The sequence below is a fragment of the Janthinobacterium sp. GW458P genome, assembly GCF_002127585.1.
GTDB lineage: Bacteria > Pseudomonadota > Gammaproteobacteria > Burkholderiales > Burkholderiaceae_D > Janthinobacterium.
The window spans coordinates 1-21,030 of sequence record NZ_NEGZ01000034.1 but is presented as its reverse complement, the minus strand read 5'-3'; the positions used below and the strand labels follow the sequence as shown (position 1 = coordinate 21,030).

At 62.3% G+C, this 21,030-nt stretch carries 19 protein-coding genes and 1 pseudogene; 14 read left to right on the top strand and 6 right to left on the bottom strand.

What is annotated here, in order from left to right; all coding sequences use genetic code 11:
- Positions 1–3 precede the first annotated feature (3 nt).
- Positions 4–330, top strand: a complete 327-nt coding sequence (locus CBW50_RS18240) for a hypothetical protein (RefSeq protein ID WP_086146867.1) — start codon at positions 4–6, stop codon at positions 328–330.
- Between the two features lie 15 nt (positions 331–345).
- Here the strand turns inward: CBW50_RS18240 and CBW50_RS18235 are convergent, their stop codons facing one another.
- A complete protein-coding gene (locus CBW50_RS18235) occupies positions 346–756 on the bottom strand; it encodes a DoxX family protein (RefSeq protein WP_086146866.1) in 411 nt (136 codons plus the stop codon).
- 222 nt (positions 757–978) lie between these two features.
- Between CBW50_RS18235 and gmk the strand changes: the two genes are divergently transcribed.
- The 3 genes from gmk (at position 979) to CBW50_RS18220 (ending at position 4,243) form a co-directional block, all read left to right on the top strand.
- Positions 979–1,617, top strand: a complete 639-nt coding sequence (gene gmk / locus CBW50_RS18230; RefSeq protein WP_077407781.1) for a guanylate kinase — start codon at positions 979–981, stop codon at positions 1,615–1,617.
- Between the two features lie 66 nt (positions 1,618–1,683).
- Positions 1,684–1,887: a DNA-directed RNA polymerase subunit omega gene (gene rpoZ / locus CBW50_RS18225; protein WP_010400723.1), complete on the top strand. Its 204-nt coding sequence runs from the start codon at positions 1,684–1,686 to the stop codon at positions 1,885–1,887.
- A gap of 82 nt (positions 1,888–1,969) precedes the next feature.
- Positions 1,970–4,243, top strand: coding sequence for a bifunctional (p)ppGpp synthetase/guanosine-3',5'-bis(diphosphate) 3'-pyrophosphohydrolase (locus CBW50_RS18220; protein WP_086146865.1), 2,274 nt, complete (start codon positions 1,970–1,972; stop codon positions 4,241–4,243).
- A gap of 49 nt (positions 4,244–4,292) precedes the next feature.
- Here the strand turns inward: CBW50_RS18220 and CBW50_RS18215 are convergent, their stop codons facing one another.
- Positions 4,293–4,937 (bottom strand): transposase, encoded by a 645-nt coding sequence (locus CBW50_RS18215; RefSeq protein WP_226935375.1) that lies wholly within the window; start codon positions 4,935–4,937, stop codon positions 4,293–4,295.
- Between the two features lie 67 nt (positions 4,938–5,004).
- Complete coding sequence (gene greB, locus CBW50_RS18210) at positions 5,005–5,571, bottom strand: transcription elongation factor GreB (RefSeq protein ID WP_086146864.1); 567 nt, start codon at positions 5,569–5,571, stop codon at positions 5,005–5,007.
- 95 nt (positions 5,572–5,666) lie between these two features.
- Between greB and CBW50_RS18205 the strand changes: the two genes are divergently transcribed.
- From CBW50_RS18205 to CBW50_RS18190, 4 genes are all read left to right on the top strand, one after another.
- On the top strand, positions 5,667–6,254 hold the full coding sequence (locus CBW50_RS18205) for a hypothetical protein (protein ID WP_086146863.1): 588 nt from the start codon (positions 5,667–5,669) through the stop codon (positions 6,252–6,254).
- The gene (locus tag CBW50_RS18200; protein WP_253251959.1) at positions 6,254–7,750 is read left to right on the top strand and encodes a sensor histidine kinase; all 1,497 of its coding nucleotides are present in this window, start codon (positions 6,254–6,256) and stop codon (positions 7,748–7,750) included. Before CBW50_RS18205 ends, CBW50_RS18200 begins: the two co-directional genes overlap by 1 nt.
- Positions 7,751–7,801: 51 nt before the next feature.
- Positions 7,802–8,449, top strand: a complete 648-nt coding sequence (locus CBW50_RS18195; RefSeq protein ID WP_086146862.1) for a response regulator transcription factor — start codon at positions 7,802–7,804, stop codon at positions 8,447–8,449.
- A 223-nt stretch (positions 8,450–8,672) separates the two neighbouring features.
- Positions 8,673–10,256 (top strand): GGDEF domain-containing protein, encoded by a 1,584-nt coding sequence (locus CBW50_RS18190; RefSeq protein WP_086146861.1) that lies wholly within the window; start codon positions 8,673–8,675, stop codon positions 10,254–10,256.
- Between the two features lie 89 nt (positions 10,257–10,345).
- Here CBW50_RS18190 and CBW50_RS18185 read toward each other — a convergent pair whose 3' ends face one another.
- From CBW50_RS18185 to CBW50_RS18175, 3 genes are read right to left on the bottom strand one after another with little or no spacing between them, the layout of a single operon-like run.
- The gene (locus tag CBW50_RS18185) at positions 10,346–11,557 is read right to left on the bottom strand and encodes a class I SAM-dependent methyltransferase (RefSeq protein WP_086146860.1); all 1,212 of its coding nucleotides are present in this window, start codon (positions 11,555–11,557) and stop codon (positions 10,346–10,348) included.
- A complete protein-coding gene (locus CBW50_RS18180) occupies positions 11,554–12,495 on the bottom strand; it encodes a UDP-glucuronic acid decarboxylase family protein (RefSeq protein WP_086146859.1) in 942 nt (313 codons plus the stop codon). The genes CBW50_RS18185 and CBW50_RS18180 overlap by 4 nt, the downstream gene beginning before the upstream one ends.
- Positions 12,492–14,552: a glycosyltransferase family 41 protein gene (locus CBW50_RS18175; RefSeq protein ID WP_216356372.1), complete on the bottom strand. Its 2,061-nt coding sequence runs from the start codon at positions 14,550–14,552 to the stop codon at positions 12,492–12,494. Before CBW50_RS18175 ends, CBW50_RS18180 begins: the two co-directional genes overlap by 4 nt.
- Before the next feature lie 413 nt (positions 14,553–14,965).
- Between CBW50_RS18175 and CBW50_RS18170 the strand changes: the two genes are divergently transcribed.
- The 6 genes and pseudogenes from CBW50_RS18170 to CBW50_RS18145 form a co-directional block, all read left to right on the top strand.
- The gene (locus CBW50_RS18170; protein ID WP_086146858.1) at positions 14,966–16,423 is read left to right on the top strand and encodes a flagellin; all 1,458 of its coding nucleotides are present in this window, start codon (positions 14,966–14,968) and stop codon (positions 16,421–16,423) included.
- A gap of 84 nt (positions 16,424–16,507) precedes the next feature.
- Entirely contained in the window at positions 16,508–16,879 is a 372-nt protein-coding gene (locus tag CBW50_RS18165; RefSeq protein ID WP_086146857.1) for a flagellar protein FlaG, read from the top strand.
- A gap of 230 nt (positions 16,880–17,109) precedes the next feature.
- A complete protein-coding gene (fliD, locus tag CBW50_RS18160) occupies positions 17,110–19,791 on the top strand; it encodes a flagellar filament capping protein FliD (RefSeq protein ID WP_253251958.1) in 2,682 nt (893 codons plus the stop codon).
- Between the two features lie 21 nt (positions 19,792–19,812).
- Positions 19,813–20,259, top strand: a complete 447-nt coding sequence (gene fliS, locus CBW50_RS18155) for a flagellar export chaperone FliS (protein WP_086146856.1) — start codon at positions 19,813–19,815, stop codon at positions 20,257–20,259.
- A gap of 3 nt (positions 20,260–20,262) precedes the next feature.
- Positions 20,263–20,589: a flagellar protein FliT gene (locus CBW50_RS18150; RefSeq protein ID WP_086146855.1), complete on the top strand. Its 327-nt coding sequence runs from the start codon at positions 20,263–20,265 to the stop codon at positions 20,587–20,589.
- A 26-nt stretch (positions 20,590–20,615) separates the two neighbouring features.
- A pseudogene (locus CBW50_RS18145) lies at positions 20,616–21,030 on the top strand (flagellar hook-length control protein FliK); the annotation flags it as partial.

Genomic DNA, 21,030 nt, shown 5'->3' with positions numbered 1-21,030 from the left:
ACCATGACGGCAACACGCATCTGGACACTCGCCAGCGTGACCCTGGCGCTGCTGGCGGCCGGCGCGCAAGCGCAAACCGCGCAGCAGCCGTCGCCGTATGCGATCGAAGGCTGCGCCTCCGGCTGCTTCGCGCTCAAGGAACGCGGCGCCGCCATCTACACGGGCGCCGACGCCGCCTCCTACCGCATCTGCTCGCGCAGCAACCTGGGCGCCGAAATATCGGTCGACAGCGCCATCGTGCGCATCAGCAACCGCGACTGCACCGATGTAAATGGTCGGTCCATCGTTCTCAATAGCGGTGAAATCGCCCTGGGCCGGCTGCCCCGCTGAGGCAGGGCCCGCGTTTTACGCCAGGCGCGTGCCGGCGCGCCCCTGGTCGCTGGCGGCGATGACGACGCAGGCGACAAACAGCACGATGCTGTATTCCACGCCGCCGGCGCCATGTTCGCCCACGAACCACCCTTTGGCCGCATGCACGATGGCGATGCCGCCGAGGCAGATGACCATCAGCCCGGCCGCCGCCCAGCGCGTGTACATGCCGATGATGAGCAGGCTGCCGCAAACGATCTCGACGACGGTAATCGCCCACACGACGGCCATGCCGTAGATAAACCCCTTATCTTCCAGGAAACCGGCGAAACGGGGCATCGTGCCATTGGCGATGCGCGTGATGGCATGCGCCATGAACATGACGGCGATGGCCACGCGCAGCAACAGCATGGCCTGTGGGAAACTGAGAAACGGGAAATTTTTCATGCGCGCGCCCTGTCCGTCAAGAATGGTTATTGAGAAAAATACATGCCAAATTAAATAACTATTTCCGCAAGATAACAAGCAAAATATGCGCTGCAGGCCCGCACGCGGCGGCGCAGGCCATCATTGGACTGGCTGGCCGCCTTGCCTCTTGGTAAAATACTGAATTGGGCGACGCGCGCGCAAGCGCACACGCCGCCATCACACGCATATGGAAAGATCCGCATGAGCCACCCTACCGCCTTCTCTGGCAGCCTGTTCGTGGTTGCCGCGCCATCGGGCGCCGGCAAATCGACACTGGTCAATGCATTGCTGGCGCAAGAGCCCGGCATCAAGTTGTCGATCTCGACCACCACGCGCGCCCCCCGCCCGGGCGAGCAGCACGGCCGCGAATACTATTTCACGACGGCGGAAGACTTTGTGGCGCGCGCAGACCAGGGCGAATTCCTGGAATGGGCGGAAGTGCATGGCAATTACTACGGCACGTCGCGCATCATGGTGGAGCAGCAGATGCTGGCCGGCACCGACATCCTGCTGGAAATCGACTGGCAGGGCGCGCGCCAGGTGCGCAAGCAATTCCCCCGCGCGGCCGGCATTTTCATCCTGCCGCCGTCGATCGACGCGCTGGAAGAACGCTTGAACAAGCGCGGCCAGGACGAGCCGCACGTGATCACGCGCCGCCTGCTGGCGGCGGGCGGCGAAATCGCACACGCTCCCGAGTTCGAGTATGTTATTATCAATGAAGAGTTTACGGTCGCTTTGTCCGAACTGAGCGCGATCGTGAGAGCGGCCCGTTGCCGGTTTGCGCAACAAGCGGCCCGCAACGCATCGCTATTCGCCCAGCTGGGCCTGCACGCGGAATAAGCCTTCCCCAAGGTTCCTCGCGCACGCCGGTTCACACAGCACCACGCAAAAATTTTAGGAGTTACTATGGCCCGTATCACAATCGAAGATTGCCTGAAGCAGATCCCGAACCGTTTCCAGCTGACCCTGGCTGCGACCTATCGCGCACGTCAGTTGCTGCAAGGCCACACGCCAAAGGTGGAAGCCAAGGACAAGCCTACCGTTGTCGCACTGCGTGAAATCGCTGCCGGTAAAGTCGGCATCGAAATGCTGAAAAAGGTCCCGATGTAATTGGGAAGCCGCGTGCCGGAACAGTGCTGACCCCTGGTTCTACCGTATCCTTTATTCACACTGTGAAGCAACGCGACGTTTTATGAGTCTGACCCCAGCCGACACGACTTCCGCAGCACTGCCGCCCCTGGCCCCGCGCCAGGCGGCAAAATCGCAGGGCGCTTCCGCGCCCGGTGCCGGCACGTCCGCAGGCGGCGCCGCAGCGGCGCCCGCCCTGGGCGTGGCCTCCGTCAGCCACCTGGCCGACAAGCTGGCCGAATACCTGTCCCCCGCCGACCTGAAAAAAGTCAAGGAAGCCTACCGCTTCTCCGACGAAATGCACCTGGGCCAGATGCGCCGCTCGGGCGAGCCGTATATTTCGCATCCGATCGCCGTCGCCGAAATCTGCGCCGACTGGAAGCTCGACGCGCAAGCCATCATGGCCGCCTTGCTGCATGACGTGATGGAAGACCAGGACGTCAAGAAGGAAGAATTGATCGAGCGCTTCGGCGCGCCCGTGGCGCACCTGGTCGACGGCCTGTCGAAGCTGGAAAAGATCGAATTCCAGAGCCAGATCGAGGCGCAGGCGGAAAACTTCCGCAAGATGCTGCTGGCCATGGCGTCGGACGTGCGCGTGATCCTGATCAAACTGGCCGACCGCCTGCACAATATGCGCACGCTGGACTTCATGACGGCGGCAAAAAAACGCCGCATCGCCAGCGAGACCATGGAAGTGTACGTGCCGATCGCGCACCGCCTCGGCCTGAACAACATCTACCACGAACTGCAGGACCTGTCGTTCTCGCACCTGTATCCGATGCGCTACCGCACCCTGGCGAAAGCCGTCAAGGCGGCGCGCGGCAACCGGCGCGAAGTGGTCAACAAGATCATGGAAGCGGTGAAAAGCACCTTGTCCATGGCCGAGCTCGAAGCCGAGGTCACGGGCCGCGAAAAGACCCTGTACGACATCTATAAAAAGATGCGCAGCAAGCACTTGTCGTTTTCGCAAGTTCTGGACGTCTACGGCTTCCGCGTGGTGGTGGGCAGCTTTGCCGACTGCTACGTCACCCTGGGCACCCTGCACAGCCTGTACAAGCCCATGCCGGGCAAGTTCAAGGATTACATCGCGATCCGCAAGCTGAACGGCTACCAGTCGCTGCACACGACCGTCATCGGCCCCTACGGCACGCCCGTGGAATTCCAGATCCGCACGCAGGACATGCACCGCACGGCCGAATCGGGCGTGGCGGCGCACTGGCTGTACAAGAGCGGCGAATCGAACCCGTCCGACCTGCAGCAGCGCACGCATGCGTGGCTGCAGTCCCTGCTCGACATCCAGCAGCAGACGGGCGACTCGGCCGAATTCCTCGAGCACGTCAAGGTCGACCTGTTCCCCGATTCCGTCTACGTGTTTACGCCGAAGTCGAAGATCATCGCCCTGCCGCGCGGCGCCACGGCCATCGACTTCGCCTACTCGATCCACACGGGCATCGGCGACCAGACCGTGGCCGTGAAAATCAACAACGAAACCTCGCCCTTGCGCACCGAACTGCACAATGGCGACATCGTCGAGATCATCACCGATTCCTCGTCGCGCCCCAGCCCCACATGGCTGTCGTTCGTGCGCACCGGCAAGGCCCGCTCGGCCATCCGCCACCATTTGCGCACGATCAACCTGCCTGAATCGATCGCCCTGGGCCAGCAGCTGCTGTCGCAGGCGCTGCAGACGCTCAATATCGACGCCGACCTGCCGGCGCCGCTGGTGGAACGCCTGCTCAACGAATCGAGCGCCAACTCCATGGACGAGCTGTACGCGGACATCGGCATCGGCAAGCGCATGGCCACCCTGGTGGCGCGCCACATCTTCGGCCTGATCGGCGGCGAAGCGGCCAGCATGCCGGTGGAACACAATAGCGGCAGCGAACTGGACCCCGTCACCATCTGCGGCAGCGAAGGCGTTTCCGTGCAGCTGGCGCCGTGCTGTCTGCCGATTCCCGGCGACCAGATCATCGGCCAGCTGCGCCGCGACCAGGGCTTGCTCGTGCACACGAGCGACTGCTCGCAAGCCAAGCGCCAGCGCGCCAAGGAACCGGACCGCTGGATCGCCGTGCGCTGGGGAACCGAACTGAACCGCCGCTTCGACTGCCGCATCAAGGTCTTGATCAACAGCGAACGGGGCATCCTCGCCCGCGTGGCCGCCGAAATCGGCGAATCGGACGCCAACATCATCTATGTGGGCATGGACGAAGACAAGGACAACGTGCTCGACCAGCTGCGCTTCACCGTGCAGGTCAAGGACAGGGTCCACCTGGCCGCCCTGCTGCGCAATGTGCGCCGCGTGGCCGGCGTGAACCGCATCCTGCGCGAGCGTAATTAGACCCCAAGGCAAATACTGGGGGTCGGCCCCTCAGGGTCCGACCCGGCCCTTATGCTTTGCGGGTTTGCAATTTTTTCACGAATTCGGCACTGCCAACCGCCGCATTGCCACGGCTGGCGGCACGCAATGCCTGGAGCGCCGCTTCCTCATCCTCATGAAATAAAGCGGCATAGGCCTGCTGCCGCTCCCCCTTGCTCCTGCTCATGTTTAAATAGAGCGGATGTGGTTGTATCAAAGCATCCTCGCACCCCTCCGCATTGCAACGATAGCTGGACCATCGGTAGTGCCCCGGATAGCGCACCATGCCGGCTCGCACGGGATTGAGTTCGATATAGCGCTGGCACACCAGCAGATAGGTTTCATCCTGCACGACACAGGATTTGTAGCGCCCGTCCCATAGCGGTCCGCTGCGATGGTGGCGCCAGTTGATGTAGTGTGCATACTCTTGCCCCAAGGCCTTCATCATGCGCGAAACTGCCAGAACACTACCTGCGGAGAGCAGCAAATGCACATGATTCGTCATCAGGACATAGGCATGCAGGAGACAGCTTTGCGCATGTGAGTGCCGCTGCAGTTGCTGCAAATACCAGAGAAAATCAGCCGGTTCAAAAAAACAGATTTGCCTGTCCGCCCCACGCTGCACCACATGCAAGGGCATACCAGGCATAAACAAACGCTGGATGCGGGCCATCATCGCTCTCCCGTAAAGGAAAGTTCCAGCGTGACAGACTTACCAGGACTAACCCTGCGTCACCGCAAGCTTACCCCTCCCCCGGCGCCGGATACGTCACTTCCAGCAACTCCAGTTCCTGCTCGCCCTGCGGCGTGTTGAGGGTGATCAAATCGCCTTCGCGCGCCTTGGTGATGGTGCGGGCCATGGGCGAGACCCAGCTGATCTTGCCGTTCAGGGGATCGAATTCATCGATGCCGACGATGGTGATGGTGTGCGTTGCCCCGTCCTCCGTGCGGTACTTGACGGTGGCGCCGAAGAATACCTGGTCGTTGCCGTGGTGCACGCTGGGGTCGACGATGGCGGCCAGGTCCATGCGCTTGGTCAGGAAGCGGATGCGGCGGTCGATTTCGCGCAGGCGCCGCTTGCCGTAGATATAGTCGCCATTTTCCGAACGGTCGCCATTCGACGCCGCCCAATGGACGATGCGCACCACTTCCGGGCGGTCGACGTCGATCAGCTGCAGCAGCTCATCCTTGATGCGCTGGTAGCCGGCCGGCGTGATGTAGTTCTTGGCGCCGGCGGGGATGGCCAGCGCCAGCGCGGCCGCTTCTTCATCGTCGTCGTTGTCGGATTCTTTTACAAAGGCTTTATTCATGCGGCTATTGTAGCCCCGTCAAGGACTGTCGGACACAGCGATTTATCGTATCATCGAGGCAATGGCAGCCATACCGGGCAGCCACATGGAGACGGATGAAAAAATTCTACAGAGTCAGGCGCTGGCTGTTCGCGCCGCTGGTCTACCTGGCCGCCATTTTCCTGCTGATCGAGGAATGGCTGTGGACGACGGGCGCGCGCATCATGCAGGTGGTGGCGCAATTTCCGCCGCTGCATGCGCTGGAAGCGTGGATCAAGCGCCTGCCGCCATACTGGGCGCTGGCCGTCTTCGTGCTGCCGGCCGTGTTGTTGTTCCCCGTCAAACTGCTGGCTCTGCTGGCGATCGCGCGCGGTCATGCGTTTTCCGGCATCGGCGTGATCATCGTCGCCAAGCTGGGCGGCGCCGCGGCCGTGGCGCGGCTGTACACCCTGACGCGCCCCGCCCTGCTGACCTTGCCCTGGTTTGCGCGCTGGCACGGTGTATTCATGGAAACGAAGGACCGCTGGATCGCCCGCCTGCGCGCCACGCGCCCATGGCGCCGCGTCAGCCGCCTGTCGGCCGCGCTGGGCCGCGCGCGCCGCGCCTGGTGGCAGCGCTTGCGCAAAAGCACGCCGAGCCGTCATCATTCCCGTCCGGCCAGAGTACTGCGCCGTTTCGCCGCCTTCTGGCGCGCCCGCCGCTGATGAAGAAACAGACCGCCATGCCCGACACCCCTGCCCCGGCACAGCTTGCCCCCGCCATGCGCGCGGCGGCGCCGGAAATCTATCTGTACGACGCGGCCAGCCTGCAATTGCTGGACGTCAACGATAGCGCCTGCGCCAACCGCCGCTATGCGCGCGAGGAACTGCTGGCGCTGGCGCCGCCGCTGCAGGCGCCGGCGCGCCAACTGGCCGCCCTCGACGACGCCGTCGGCGCGCAAGCCGTCATGCATCTGCAGCCGCAACGGCGCGACGGCAGCCAGTATTCGCTCACCCTGCACCTGTCGCGCGCCAGCCACCATGGCCGGCCCCTGATCCTGGGCGTGGGCGAAGACCTGCGCACGCCGCAGGCAACGGCCGCCGCCCTGGCGCAGGTGCAGTCGCGCTTCAACGCCATCGTCTCGAATACGCCCGGCCTCGTGTACCAGTTCTGCCTGCATGCGGACGGGCGCGCCGCCTTCCCCTATCTGAGCGACGGCTGCCAGGCCCTGCTGGGGCTGAGTCCCGCACAGCTGCATGCGCGCCCGGAACTGTTTTACCAGCTGATCCTGGCCGACGACCGCGCCTCGTACCTCGAATCGATGCAGGCGTCCAAGGCCGCCCTGTGGAGCTGGAACTGGGAAGGCCGCATCTGGGTCGACGCCTGGAAGGACGTCAAATGGATCAACCTGCGCTCCACGCCGCGCGCGCTGGCGGACGGCACGGTGCAGTGGGAAGGCATCATGACGAATATCACGGAAAGCCGGCTCGAACAGATCGAAGTGCGCCAGTCGCGCGCCCGCCTGGCCGAGCTGACGGCGCATATCGACAAGGTCAAGGAACACGAACGCACGCGCCTGGCGCGCGAACTGCACGATGACCTGGGCGGCAATTTGACGGCGATCAAGATGGCGCTGGCCATGCTGGTGCGCCGCCTGCCGCCGGACGACGCCCAGTTGCAGGAAAAAGCCGAGTATGTCGACGCCCTGGTCGACCGCAGCATAGACGCCGTGCACAGCATTTCCCTGGATTTGCGCCCCTCCATGCTGGACCTCGGCCTGGTCGCCGCGCTGGACTGGCAAGTGAAGGAATTCGCGCGCCAGGCCGGCATCGAATGCCGCTTCATCTCGAACCGCCAGCACATCGACCTGGAACTGGACCTGGCCACCAGCCTGTTCCGCATTGCCCAGGAGGCGCTGACGAATATCGCCAAGCATGCGCAGGCGACCACGGTGACGGTGCGCCTGGCGCGCCAGCGCCAGCACATCAGCCTGTCCATCGCCGACAATGGCGTCGGCATGCGCCTGTCCGACCGCGCCAAGCCGCAATCGTTCGGCATCCGCGGCATGATAGAACGCACCAGCGCGCTGGGCGGCACCCTGACCCTGATGGACGGGCCGGACGGCGGCACGGTCCTGAGCATAAAAATCCGGCTGACCACGCCGCGAGAGGCGATAATAGCGGCTGCAGCCAGCACCCCTGCCCACAGCGGACCGCCATAAAGAACGCGGCATCGCCCGGCGCAGGCGAATCAGATAGGAAACAATGCAGTCATGAAAGAAAAAGCCACCATCCGGGTATTCATCGCCGACGATCACGCGATCGTGCGCGAAGGCTTGAAGCAGATCCTGGCCGATACCCGCGACATCGTCGTAGCGGGCGAAGCGGAAAACGGCCACGACGCCATCAAGCTGTTCCGCGGTTCGAAATGCCAGGTAATGCTGCTCGACATCTCCCTGCCCGACCGCAGCGGCATCGACGTGCTCAAGCAGATCAAGAAGGAAAAACCGGAACTGGCCGTGCTGATGCTGTCCATGCACCGCGAAGACCAGTATGCGATCCGTTCGCTCAAGGCGGGCGCGGCCGGCTACCTGACGAAGCAGAGCGCCCCGCGCGAACTGGTCACGGCCATCCGCCAGGTGTCCGAGGGCTTGAAGTACATCAGCGCCTCGCTGGCCCAGGAACTGGCCAACACGGTGGGCGAAGACCATGACACGGCGCTGCACGACACCCTCTCGGACCGCGAATACCAGACCCTGGTGATGATTGCCTCGGGCAAGACGGTGGGCGCCATCGCCGAAGAGCTGAAATTGTCCGTGAAAACCGTCAGCGAATACCGCGCGCGCCTGCTGGTCAAAATGAAACTCAAGAACAGCGCGGAACTGACGCATTACGCCATCCGCAACCAGCTGGTCGACTAGCGGCAAAGTGGCGCCGGACGCCGCCGAGGCGGCATGGGCGCTGGCATCGGGCGAATTGGACGGACTTATCCTTGCTTCTCGCACAATAAGTTCTTTGCCAACTAGCCTATCATGAGGATAATTAGAAAATATCTAAAAAGGCTGTGCCTACATGTCCAGTAAATTGCCATCTCCGCCAGCAAGCGCTCCCGCTGGCGCCACGAACTCCGCCGCCGTCCCTGCGATGAATCCGGCCGATATCGCCCGCGAAGCGTTTCGCCGCCTGGCGACGCGCCGCATCGCCCCCACGCCCAGCGCCTACCGCGAAATCTACAATGAAATCGCCGGCATCAGCGAGCCGGCCGACACGCCTGCCGCCCCGGCGGCCGTGCTGGCCGCCAGCGCCAATGTAGAAAAAGGCGCGGAGAGCGGCGCGGAAAACGTGCTGACGCAGTTTGCCGCCAGGATGAGCGAATCGGCGGGCGAACTGGGCGACTTCGGCCGCCGCTTCCAGCGCGCCCTGAAAGCGCGCGACTGGGACAGCTATGCGCGCATCCTGGCGCAGCTGGCGGAAAAACAGGTCAAGAAAGGCGGCGGCATCGAATTGCCGCCCCTGCCGGACGGCGAACAGACGCGCACCCTGCGCGAATTGCTCAGCCGCACCCTGGGTTTTGCCGTCGCCACCCTGCTGACGGGCACGCCCGCGCTGGTGGAAGAGGCCGAATCGCTGGGCGCGGCCATCAAGCAGGCGCACACGGAGGAAGCGCTGAACGAAGCGGCCCTGCGCCTGAAGCAGCTGTGCTACCAGATCGAACTCAAGAGCGGCGACACGGCCGAGCAGCAGGAATTGCTGTTGCGTCTGTTCAAGTTGTTGCTGGACAACGTCAGCCAGTTGCTCGACGACGACAGCTGGCTGCGCGGCCAGGTCGACGCCGTGCAAAACCTGATCGCCGGCCCGCTCGACCAGCGCGCGCTGGAAGACGCCACGCGCAGCCTGAAGGAAGTCATCTACAAGCAAAGCCAGCTCAAGCACAGTTTGTCCGACGTCAAGCTGACGGTCAAAAACATGATGATGACCTTCATCGACCGCCTGGGCCAGGTAGCGGCCAGCACGGGCGACTTCCACGAAAAGATCGGCGGCTATTCGGAAAAGATCAGCCAGGCGGAAAATATCAGCGAACTGAACAGCGTTCTCGACGAAGTCTTGCGCGAAACGCGCATGGTGCAGAACGAAGCGTTGCGCGCACGCGACAAAATGGTGCTGGCGCGCCAGGAAGTGCAGGATGCGGAACAGCGCATCCACACCCTGGAAGCGAAGCTCCAGCATATGAGCGAGCTGGTGCGGGAAGACCAGCTGACGGGCAGCCTGAACCGCCGCGGCCTGGACGACGTGTTCGAACGCGAAACGGCCCGCTCCGACCGCCGCGGCACGCCGCTGTGCATCGCCATGCTGGACCTGGACGACTTCAAGCGCCTGAACGACACCTATGGCCACCTGGCCGGCGATGCCGCGCTGAAACACCTGGTGAAGATCGTCAAGGAAACCCTGCGCTCGATGGACGTCATCGCCCGCTTCGGCGGCGAGGAATTCCTCATCCTGCTGCCGGAAACGACGGTCGAGGCCGCCTCATCGACGATGACGCGCCTGCAACGCGAGCTGACCCGGCATTTCTTCCTGCACGACAACGAAAAAGTCCTGATCACCTTTTCCGCCGGCGTGGCCCTGCGCCAGCCCAACGAAGACCAGGCCGAACTCGTCAAGCGCGCCGACCGCGCCATGTACCAGGCCAAGCAGACGGGCAAGAACCGGGTGGTGGTGGCCGACTGAACCGCTTTACACGGTACGCGCCAATGAAAATGCCGCTCATCGAGCGGCATTTTTGCATTCCGGCGCCCGCTGGGCACATGGCAGGAGCCTCAGCGGTAAGGATGCTCGTCGGCAAAGAAATCGATCAAGCCGCCCTCGTGCTCGATCAGGATGGACTTGGCAATAATGCCCTCGCGCACCATCTCCGCAGCGATATCGCGTGCACGCCACTGCGTGGGAATGATGACCACATCGGCCGGCCGCGCTTTCAGCACGTCGCGGTAGACGATTTCCTGGCCCAGGCCAGGCACGAAAGTGCCGGCCTTGTCCGGGTCGGAGTCGACCACCAGCGGGAAGCGCTGCGCATCGGCACCAAACTGGTGCATGAACGCGGCGGCCTTGCCCGTGCCGCCCCAGATGGCCACGCGCTGGCCGCTGGCTGCCAGGGCGTCCAGTTGCGCGGCAATGGCTTGCCGGCTGCGCCGGGCGGCGGCGGCAAAGGCATTGCTTTCTCGCGCCTGGTCGCGCAGCGCCTTGGGCACCTGCAACCGTACCAGCGCATACACGACTTCGCCGTCATAGCCGTGCGCCAGTTGCACCACCTCGCCAGCACGCTGCATCAGGGTGCGGAACGATTCCGTGGTGAAATGCGACATATGTTCATAGAAGAAATCGGCCAGGCGGCCCGTGGCGAAGACCCGGTCGATGCACGGCACTTCGGCAAACAGCCAGCACGGCTTGTCCGAGCGCGAAGCGGCCCACGCCATCTGCTCGACCAGCGAAGCGGGATCGGTCAGGTGTTCCAGCACGTGGCGGATCACCAGCGCATCGGGCGCGAATTCGGGCACATCCTGCAGCGGCTGGAAATAGCGCGCGTGAAACTCCACGCCGCGGCCCGTTTCCGGCGTCGCATTCGGGTCGAAACCGATGAAACGGCCCTGCTCGCTGCGGGCATCGGCCAGAGCGCGCACGAAATGGCCTTCGCCGCAACCGATGTCGATCACCGTGGGCGAGGCGGGCAACCGGGCCAGCAGCACGTCGCGCGTATCGGCCAGATGGCCTTTCCAGATGCCGCCCTTGTTGAACATGCGGTTAGGATTGTTTTGGTAAGGAATGGCGTCATAGGAAAACGCGCGGTTCCACACGTGCGTGCACTGCGGGCACTGCACGAAATCGTGCGGCTGCACGGCCATTGCCTGCGCGTCGGCAGCGCTGGCCGGCCAACCCAGAGTGGCCAGTGCTTGCTGGCCACCATCGAAAAACGCTGCCGCCACTGTGTGGGCGCAGACCGGACACACGGCCGGGAGCAATTGCTGTTTCATGCAAAGATCACTTTCTTGAAGTAAGCGATAGTTTCTTTCAAGCCATCGTGCAGACTCACTGCCGGCTCCCATTGCAGGGCGGCGCGCGCCTTGGCGATATCGGGCTGGCGGCGCACGGGGTCGTCGGCCGGCAAGGGACGGAAAACCAGTTCGCTTTTCGACTCCGTCAGGCGCAGCACCAGCTCAGCCAGTTCGCGGATCGTGAATTCGGCAGGATTACCCAGGTTCATCGGGCCGATTTCCTGGGTCTGGTTCATCATGCGCACCATGCCTTCGATCAAGTCATCGACGTAGCAGAACGAGCGCGTCTGCTGGCCATCGCCATACAGGGTGATCGGATCGCCGCGCAGCGCCTGCACGATGAAGTTGCTGACCACGCGGCCATCGTTCGGATGCATGCGCGGGCCATAGGTATTGAAGATGCGCACGACGCGGATATCCACGGCCGACTGGCGGTGATAATCGAAAAACAGGGTTTCGGCGCAGCGCTTGCCTTCATCGTAGCAGGCGCGCGGACCGATAGGATTGACATGGCCCCAATAATCTTCACGTTGCGGGTGCACCTGCGGATCGCCATACACTTCCGAGGTGGACGCCTGCAAGATACGCGCGCGCTTGCGCTTGGCCAAGCCCAGCATGTTGATGGCGCCCAGCACCGAGGTCTTGGTGGTCGAGGTAGGGTCGTTCTGGTAATGCACAGGACTGGCCGGGCAAGCCAGGTTGTAGATGCGGTCCACTTCCACGTACAGCGGCAGCCAGACGTCGTGGCGCAGCAGTTCGAAGCGCTTGTGACCCAGCAGGTGCCGGATATTGTCCTTGCTACCCGTGTAGAAATTATCCACGCACAGCACATCGTGGCCATCGGCAATCATGCGGTCGCACAAGTGCGAACCGAGGAAACCGGCGCCGCCAGTAATCAGGGTGGTACGGGGCATCATTGTTCTCCTTGGGGTATGCCGCAGGATTCAGCCAGTTTTTTGTTCTTCTCATGAAACATGCCCCAGACCGCATCCTCGAAGTGACGCGCGAAACGGCGTGCGTCATACAGCGGCGAGTTCACGACCTGCTGGCGCAAGCGCCCCCGCAGAGCCGCCAGCGCATCGATGTCGCTGGCACAGCGCCGGGCGACGGCCACATAATCGTCATCGTCGCTGGCGATCCAGTCCGGCAAGCCTGCATTGTGCAGTATCGACTCTCCCAGATGCGACAAAAAGTGCGTGCCGCGCAGCGTCACGATGGGCACGGCCATCCATAGGGCCTCCATGCTGGTAGTACCGCCGGGATACGGAAAAGGATCGAGTGCGATATCGACCTGCTGATAGGCCTCCAGCATGGCCAGGCGGGTCCCGGTTCCCGACATGGAAAGACGCCCGGCACTGATGCCATGGGCAGCAAAGCGCGCCAGGGTGCGCGCACGCACGGCCGCGTCATCCAGCTGTTTGGTCTTGAGCGACAGCCGGGAATCGGGCACGGCCTTGAGTACGCGTGACCACAGGGCGACGACGGCATCAGTCATCTTGGCAAGATTGTTGAAACAGCCAAATGTGACATAACCATTCGACACAGCCGGCAACGGCGTCACAGACACTTCCTCACGCGGCTCCGTGAAGCACAGATAGCTGTCGGGCATGCGCCACAGCGTCTCGGTGAACTCGCCCTCCTCTCCCGCTGGCGCCACATGGGGGTCGGCCAGCAAATAATCCATTTCCGCCATGCCCGTGGTGGCAAAATAACCCAGCCAGCTCACCTGAACGGGTGCCGGACGCCAGGCGAATACGGGCAAACGATTGTTGCCTGTATGGCCACCCAGATCGAACAATACGTGCACACCATCGCTTTCAATCAACTGCGCCGCCGCAGCATTATCCATGCCGGAAATCGGGCGCCATGCGGCAAAGTGGGGCCGCAGGCGCGCCGTCACCGAATCGGCGTGCAGAACAGTCGGGTAAGCGATCAATTCCACACGACGCGGGTCCAATGCCGCCAGCAATGCCTCTAGGAAAAGTCCAACCGGATGGTTCCTCAGGTCAGCTGAAACCATGCCGATACGCAAGCGCTGCGGCTGCTTGCTACAAGACCAAGCCGTAAATGGCGCGCTCGCCAAGCAACTGACTTCCTGGCCAAAACGCCGCGCTTCGGCCAGACGCTTGGTCGGCGTTGCACGGGAGTGATAGTTTTGCATCAAAATGAGATTACTGTGTGCCAACATTAAGCCAGGCTGCATGGCCATGGCATTCCTGCAAGCATTCTCGGCAGCTGTCATATTGCCCAGTTCCTGCAAGATCAGCCCCAGATTGTGCTGAGCCTCGCCATCTCCCGGAAGCAGACGCGCCGCTTTCTGCATGCATGGCAGCGCCTCGCGCGAACGGCGCTGCTCCTGCAACGCGGCGCCCAGCAATTTCCAGCCGTAGCCGTCGCGCGGCCGGCGCCGCGTCAAGGCGCGCGCGCCCTGCTCCACTTCGGCATAACGGCCTTGCTCGAACAAGGTGTTCAAATCGTCTTCCCCGGGGTCTCCGCCGCCCGATCCATCGCCGGCGAAAACATTGTCCAGAGAAACGACATCGGCGGCAGGCGTCCCTGGTCCGCCGCCATCGAGCCGGCGGGCCAACTGGTCGGCCCATATATTATCGAGGCCGCGCTCGCGCCCGAACTGCAACACCTGCCTCGCCGCCTCATGCTGGCCAGCCAGGATCAAGGCCTCGATATAGTCCAGCCAGCCAGCGGCCAGATCGGGACGCGCCTCAAGTGCAGCGGCAAAGAAAGGCAAACTTGCCTCAACCTCGGCCGCCTTTAATGCCAGCAACCCCAACTGGCGATTGGCTTCCGCGTGCAAGGGGGAAAGTTGCAATACTGCTTTATATAGCTGCTCAGCCTCGGAAAAACGGCCCGTCCGCAAATATGTCTCAGCCGATAATATGGCTTGCGCCACCGCCAACGCGATTTCGCTGCTCTCAGGCAGGCCGGCAGCATGGCCAGCAGCAGTATCAGTCATCATTTTATTAGGGTATCCATACAATCCATACAACTGCCCGGCCACCATGAGCGCCCCACCATATCAATTAGTACCATGACAGGCATCAATACATGGTGGCAACGATCTTAGCAGCTTATCTTCACGCTGAGAAACGCTGCCATGACGATGGAATGAACGTCCGACGCAAAAGAACATGGCGAAGCAAAGGTAAAATATTTTTTTAAGCCCCTCAAGTTTTCCGCAGGATTGCCGATAGGCGGGCCCTGATTTTAAAAATTGAAGGAAAAAAATAAAATAAAGAATGTTTTTCTCTATCAACTTTTCCAGACAGTAACCGATAAACATTACAACAGCGGCTTGATTGCCCCAGAACAACGGGGCAGGCCAAAGTGACTAGCACATAGCGCAATGTAGTACCTGTCTGGAGAATTATCATGGCTGCAGTAATTAATACCAACATTTCATCCCTGAATTCGCAACGCAACCTGTCGACCTCGCAGTCGGCCTTGAGCACCTCGCTGCAACGCCTGTCCTCCGGCTTTCGCATCAACAGCGCCAAGGACGACGCCGCTGGTCTGGCGATTTCCGACCGCATGACGTCGCAAATCCGCGGCATGACCCAAGCGACCCGCAATGCAAACGACGGCGTCTCGCTGGCTCAGACGGCCGAGGGCGCACTGTCGAGTTCGGGCGACATCCTGCAACGCATCCGCGAACTGGCCGTGCAATCGTCGAACTCGACGAACTCGTCGAGCGACCGCCAGGCGCTGCAAACCGAGGTGGGCCAGCTGGGCTCCGAACTGAACCGTATCGCCACTACCACTTCCTTCAACGGCCAGGCGCTGTTGGACGGCACCATGGGTACGGCCAATTTCCAGGTCGGCGCCGATGCCAACCAGTTGATTTCGGCCAATGGCGCGAACTTCCTGACCAGCACTTATGGCAACAACCGCATTGAAAACAATGCAGTTGCAACAACCGCCTCGTCAAGCGTGGTCGCTGCCAAGGCAATCGGTATCAGCGGCAAGCTCGGTTCCGCCACCTATACCACCACAGCCACGGATACGGCCCAAACGATCGCCGCCGCACTGAACCAGAAAACGTCGGCCACCGGCGTGACGGCAACCGCCAAGACTGAGGCCAACCTGGGCCTGGTCGCCGGCAACTACGCCTTCACGATCGCTTCGGACAACAGCGCAAGCCCGGTCACCGTCTCGTTCAACGTCGCCGCTGGCGCCTCCAGCGCAACTGACTTTGCTGCCGGTATCAACGCCATCAATGCCCAAACAGCAAAGACCGGCGTCACTGCCCAGTTCGACAACACGAATGGCGGCATCAAACTGAGCAACTCCAACGGCGCCAACATCGCCATCGCCGACACCGCTGCCGGCGGTGCCAACCAGTTGAAAGTCAATACCTACACCACCGCCGGCGGCATTGTTGCTGGCGTGGATGCCAAAGGTGCTACGGCCGTTGCCAACGGAACCGTCACGTTCGACTCGGACAGCAGCTTCTCCGCCAGCGATGCGGGCTCCGGCCTGGCTCTGGTTGCAGGCGGCTCGGCTTCGAAGCTGAATTCGGTTGCTTCGCTTGACGTCACCACCTTCGCCGGCGCCCAGCTGGCGCTGAAGATCGCCGATGCCGCCCTGTCGACGGTCAACAGCCAGCGCGCCCAGTACGGCGCCTTGCAGTCGCGCTTCGCCTCAGCGATCTCGAACCTGCAATCGACGACGGAGAACCTGTCCGCATCGCGCAGCCGCATCGTCGATACCGACTTTGCATCGGAAACGGCCAACATGACCCGCGGCCAGATCCTGCAACAAGCTGGTACGGCGATGCTGGCACAGGCGAACTCGCTGCCAAACGGCGTCCTGAGCCTGCTGCGCGGCTAATCTCCGATTAGCCAGGCAACAGCGTTGGACCCTGATTCCCCTGCCGGATTTTTTTGGCAGGGGAATTTTCACTAGGAGAGCACCATGACTATCGACACGATAGCGGCCGCCTCCGCGGCCAGGATAGACAAGAGTTACGTGTCTGCGGACACGCCGCCGGCGCGTCCGGCAACGCCACGTGCAGCAACGGAAAACGGCACGGCTGCATCACAGCCAGCCAGCAAGGAACCGAGCCGCGAGCAATTGAACAAGGCGGTATCGGAGCTGAACCAGTCGTCGCAAATAAAAACGCAGGGTCTGGAATTTTCCATCGACGAAGACAGCCAGCGCACGGTGGTCAAAGTCATCGATCAGGAAACCAAGGAAGTCTTGCGCCAGATTCCCACCAAGGAGGCGCTGGAACTGGCCAAGACCTTCAACTCGGCCAAAGGCTCCTTGATCAGTCAGAGCGCATGAAGATGGGATTACCCACAGACATACAGCTTCGTGGCGATACGCATCTGCATGACACCGGGGCCCGATAGCCTGGCTATCCGGCCCCGCATTTTTACCATAATTGCAATAACATTTCCAGCCCCGCTCCCGATTTTTTGTTCCCGCTGAAAACAGCGCGGTAAATCCCCCTCTCAAGTCCTGATTGATTCTGCCGATAACAGCTTATATTAGCGTTTTCCTAGGAGCATTCCGTGGCCATCACCCCTACAATATCATCCGTTGGCATCGCAGCCGGCGCCAGCGGTCTGGACGTGAACGCCATCATCGACAAGCTGATGAACGCAGAAGCGGCGCCACTGGGTACTTTTGACAAAAAAACGGCATCCTACCAGGCCAAGCTCAGTGCGTTAGGAACACTCAGCGGCTCCGTCAGCAGCTTCCAGAGCTCGCTGTCGGCACTGACCAACTCGAATAACTTCCGCGCCGTCAGCGCCACGCCATCGGATCCGCTGGTCCTGACGGCCAGTGCCGGCGCCAAGGCCGTGGCCGGCAGCTATAACATCAATGTCTCCCAACTGGCCCAGGCGCAGACGCTGACGTCGGGCGGCATGGCCAGCAAACTGTCGACCATCGGCAGCGGCGCCAAGACGACGGTATCCTTCCAGCTCGGTTCGCTCGCCGGCGGCACCTTCGGCGTAACGGGCACGACGCTGGGCGGCAGCACCCTGCTCACGGGTGTGAGCAACGGCTCCGTGATCATCAATGGCACTGCCATCCCGACGGATGCCAGCACCAAGAGCGCGCGCGCGCTGGCGGACGCCATCAATGCCAAGAGCAGCACCACGGGCGTGACAGCCACGGCCCAGCCGACGGCCAGCAGCGCCAGCATGTTCACCGGTTTCGGCAGTATTGCCACCGGCGCGGACGGCACCTATACACTGTCGGTGGGCGGCATCGAGATCGTCACCCAGGGCAACGGCGTCGCTGCGGGCGGCGGCATCACGGCCGCTTCGCTCGATACGACACTGGCTGGGCCGAACGCCGTCTCGAACGCACTGGCGGCGGCGAATATCACCGTCACCGGCACGGCAGCCGGCGGCAACCTGCAATTTACCCGCGCCGATGGCTCCAACATCAATATCGAGGAAGTCGTCACGGGCAGCGTCACGGGCGGCATCGGCCATGCCGCCAATTCCACCAACGACGGCTCGAACGTGACCATTGCCAGTTCGATCACCCTGGCCTCGGGCAATGCCAGCCCCATCACCATCGCCGGCAGCAATCCGGCAGCAGCCGGACTCACGGCAGGCTCGGGCGGCGCCTACATGAATACCAACTTTACCCAGGATGGTACGCAGGCCACCGGGTCGGTGGTGATCGACTCCACCAACAACACTTTGCAAGGCATACGCGACGCCATCAATAACGCAGGCCTCGGCGTTACCGCCAGCATCGTGTCCGACGGTAGCGACAAGCCGTATCACCTAGTGCTCAGCTCGACCAAGACAGGCGCCAATTCGGCCATGAAGATTTCGCTCAGCGGCAGCGATGGCCAGCCCGCCGACAGCGCCCTGACCAATTTGTTGTCCTATGATGCGTCCGGCACGCAAAACCTGAAGCAGAACAGTGCAGCGCAGAACACGATGTTCAGCGTCAACGGCATTGCCATTACCAGCAGTTCGAACAGCGTCGATACGGCCATCGAAGGCGTCACCCTGGGCATTACCAAGATAGGCACTTCCAATTTATCGGTAGCAAAAGATACCACGACGGTCAAAACCAGCATCACCGCCTTCGTCAAGGCCTACAACGACCTGAATACCTCGATCAGCAAGATGACGGCATACAATCCCGACACCAAGACGGGTGGGGTGTTACTGGGAGACGCAACCGTTAAATCGATCCAGAGCCAGTTGCGCAGGCAGCTGGGGGCGCCGATTACCGGTCTGAACAGTAGCATGAGCACCTTGAGCCAGGTGGGTATTTCCTTCCAAAAAGATGGTAGCCTGAGCCTGGATACCAGCAAGCTCGACAAGGCAATCAGCACGAACTTCGGCAACATCGCCGGCCTGTTTTCAGCCATCGGAGCAACCACCGACAGCAATGTGGCTTTCACCAGTTCGACGGCCGCCACCAAACCCGGCACCTATGACCTGACCATCACAACCATGGCCAGCCAGGGCTCACTCACGTCGCTCGGCGTGCTGCCCGCCAGCACCACGATTGCCAGCGATACCGTCTGGAACGTCACGCTGAACGATACGGATCCCTCGGCGGCCAAGAACACGGCCCAGGTGACGATACCGGCAGGTACTTACACTCCGGCGCAGATGGCGTCGCTGATGCAGTCCTCCATCAACGGCGTGAAAGCCTTTTCGGACAATGGCGCATCGGTCTCGGCTTCGATCGATGGCACCGGCAAACTGGTCCTGGCGTCGAGCCGATTTGGTTCGGTATCGAACCTGGCCTTGAGCAGCAATACGGGCACGGCGGTGAGTGACCTGTTCGGTGCAGCCACCCCCCTCAAAGGCGCCGACGTGGCCGGCACGCTGGGAGGACAACCGGTCATCGGCTCCGGTCAGACCCTGACGGGCGCCGCCGGTTCCCCGGCCGAAGGCCTGAAGATTGAAGTGACGGGCGGCGTCACCGGTTCGCGCGGCACGGTCAGCTTCTCGCAAGGCTATGCCTACCAGCTGAACAACCTGGCCACGTCCTTCCTGGGCACGGACGGCATGATCACCGGACGCACGAACGGCATCAATGAAACCCTGAAGTCGGTGGCGGCGCAGCGCGACAAGTTCAGCGCGAAACTGACCGACATCGAAGCGCGCTACCGCGCCCAATACACGCGCCTCGACGTGACGCTGAGCAAACTCCAGTCCACGCAAACCTATTTGACCCAGCAGCTGGCGTCCATCGCCGCCAACCGTTAAGCGCCATCATCAGGAGAATATATGTTTGGAACCCAACAACTCGGCGTCAACGCCTATGCCAAGGTGGGCCTGGAAACGGGCATCGTCTCGGCCTCGCCGCACAAGCTGATCGTGATGCTGTACGACGGCGCCCTGGTGGCCGTGCTCAGTGCGCAAGTGCACATGAAATCGGGCAATGTGCCGGAAAAAGGCAAGTCCATCTCGAAAGCCATCCAGATCATCGACAATGGCTTGCGCGCCAGCCTGGACAAGGAAGCGGGCGGCCAGATCGCCGAAGGCCTCGACGCCCTGTATGAATATATGAGCGCGCGCCTGCTGGCGGCCAATATCCGCAACGATCTTGGCATGCTGGAAGAAGTGCAGCGCCTGCTGACCGACCTGCGCGACACCTGGAACGCCATAGGCGCCACCCCCGCCGCCATGCCTGGCGCCGATTTGAAACGTATGCCCAGCCTTGTGAGCGCCTGACCCATGATGACGAATCAAGAAGTCCTGACCACCTACGAAGCCATGCAGACCCTGACGGGCCAGATGGTCACCGCCGCCACCAACGCCGACTGGGACGCGCTGGAAGAGCTGGAACAGCGCATCAGCACGCATGTGGCCGCGCTGAAGGCGAATGAAGAAAAAGTCGTGCTGGAAAGCGCCGGCCGCCAGCGCAAGGTCGCCCTGATCAAGCAGATCCTCGAAGACGACCGCAAGATCCGCGACCTGACCATGCCGTGGATGGCGCAATTGTCCAAGCTGATCAACAGCACCGGCACCGAGCGGCGCCTGGCCAACGCCTACGGCGTCTAGACGCCCCCGGGGCAAGGTTACCTATCATGTTGCCGAAGATGGATGCGATCGGCATGACGCCCTTGACCCCGGTCAAGGGCACGCGCCCGGCCGACACGGTCGCCGACCCGCGCCAGGCCGAGTTCCAGCGCTCGCTGCAGGGGCTCATCGGCAAAGCCATGCAGGGCCAGGTGCTGGCCCGCATGGGCGACGGCAGCTTCCTGGTGCGCGTGGCCGGCACGCCGGCCCGCATGCAGCTGCCCGCCGGCGCCCAGCCGGGCGCTGAGATTCCCCTGACCTTGATCGGCATCAATCCCCGCCCCTCTTTTCAAATCGGCAGCACCCGCGACCAGCCCGCCAGCACCGTGCTGACGTATGCGGACGCGGAAGCCGAACCCGACGCGGCCGAAGCGCGCGGCCCCCAGGCCGGCGCCGCCCAGGCCGGCACGCGCGCCAGCAGCA

Bases quoted from the DNA above. Each gene is read 5' to 3' on its own strand.
- CBW50_RS18240 (WP_086146867.1), top strand. From the start codon at position 4: ATGACGGCAACACGCATCTGGACACTCGCCAGCGTGACCCTGGCGCTG.
- CBW50_RS18235 (WP_086146866.1), bottom strand. From the start codon at position 756: ATGAAAAATTTCCCGTTTCTCAGTTTCCCACAGGCCATGCTGTTGCTG.
- gmk (WP_077407781.1), top strand. From the start codon at position 979: ATGAGCCACCCTACCGCCTTCTCTGGCAGCCTGTTCGTGGTTGCCGCG.
- rpoZ (WP_010400723.1), top strand. From the start codon at position 1,684: ATGGCCCGTATCACAATCGAAGATTGCCTGAAGCAGATCCCGAACCGT.
- CBW50_RS18220 (WP_086146865.1), top strand. From the start codon at position 1,970: ATGAGTCTGACCCCAGCCGACACGACTTCCGCAGCACTGCCGCCCCTG.
- CBW50_RS18215 (WP_226935375.1), bottom strand. From the start codon at position 4,937: ATGATGGCCCGCATCCAGCGTTTGTTTATGCCTGGTATGCCCTTGCAT.
- greB (WP_086146864.1), bottom strand. From the start codon at position 5,571: ATGAATAAAGCCTTTGTAAAAGAATCCGACAACGACGACGATGAAGAA.
- CBW50_RS18205 (WP_086146863.1), top strand. From the start codon at position 5,667: ATGAAAAAATTCTACAGAGTCAGGCGCTGGCTGTTCGCGCCGCTGGTC.
- CBW50_RS18200 (WP_253251959.1), top strand. From the start codon at position 6,254: ATGAAGAAACAGACCGCCATGCCCGACACCCCTGCCCCGGCACAGCTT.
- CBW50_RS18195 (WP_086146862.1), top strand. From the start codon at position 7,802: ATGAAAGAAAAAGCCACCATCCGGGTATTCATCGCCGACGATCACGCG.
- CBW50_RS18190 (WP_086146861.1), top strand. From the start codon at position 8,673: ATGAATCCGGCCGATATCGCCCGCGAAGCGTTTCGCCGCCTGGCGACG.
- CBW50_RS18185 (WP_086146860.1), bottom strand. From the start codon at position 11,557: ATGAAACAGCAATTGCTCCCGGCCGTGTGTCCGGTCTGCGCCCACACA.
- CBW50_RS18180 (WP_086146859.1), bottom strand. From the start codon at position 12,495: ATGATGCCCCGTACCACCCTGATTACTGGCGGCGCCGGTTTCCTCGGT.
- CBW50_RS18175 (WP_216356372.1), bottom strand. From the start codon at position 14,552: ATGATGACTGATACTGCTGCTGGCCATGCTGCCGGCCTGCCTGAGAGC.
- CBW50_RS18170 (WP_086146858.1), top strand. From the start codon at position 14,966: ATGGCTGCAGTAATTAATACCAACATTTCATCCCTGAATTCGCAACGC.
- CBW50_RS18165 (WP_086146857.1), top strand. From the start codon at position 16,508: ATGACTATCGACACGATAGCGGCCGCCTCCGCGGCCAGGATAGACAAG.
- fliS (WP_086146856.1), top strand. From the start codon at position 19,813: ATGTTTGGAACCCAACAACTCGGCGTCAACGCCTATGCCAAGGTGGGC.
- CBW50_RS18150 (WP_086146855.1), top strand. From the start codon at position 20,263: ATGATGACGAATCAAGAAGTCCTGACCACCTACGAAGCCATGCAGACC.